This is a genomic window from Candidatus Poribacteria bacterium, assembly GCA_021295755.1.
Lineage (GTDB): Bacteria > Poribacteria > WGA-4E > WGA-4E > PCPOR2b > PCPOR2b.
Window position 1 is genome coordinate 1 of record JAGWBT010000256.1, and the last position, 342, is coordinate 342.

Annotated in this window: 1 protein-coding gene; it reads left to right on the top strand. The window is 46.2% G+C overall.

Features of this window, described 5'->3' with window-relative positions; genetic code table 11:
• Positions 1-20 precede the first annotated feature (20 nt).
• A partial coding sequence (locus J4G02_23165; protein ID MCE2397406.1) for a hypothetical protein occupies positions 21-342 on the top strand: 322 nt, incomplete at its 3' end.

The following is a 342-nucleotide window of genomic DNA, read 5'->3' on the forward strand; positions in this document are numbered from 1 at the left end:
TGACGGTTGGGAAAACCGTAATGCCTGATCCGACGGAAGAAGTTACACCCGCAATTGATCTATTTTCAGATTGGCCGGGGGAAGATACGACAGATGAAGAGAGAAATCGATGGTGGGAGGCGGTGGATGCAGCAGCTGTAAATGTCGATCTTTTAAACATTACCGGCTGTACCCCTGACCCGCTTGTTATTGAGGTGGAGGGCGGAGAGTCTATACAAATTTATAATGATGACGCAACTGACCACACCCTAACTCGCGGAGGGAATAGTATCACTGTCCCAGCCTTTGAAACAATCAATATTGTTATATCTGATTTTCTTGAGACTGGAGAAGAGGGTATAG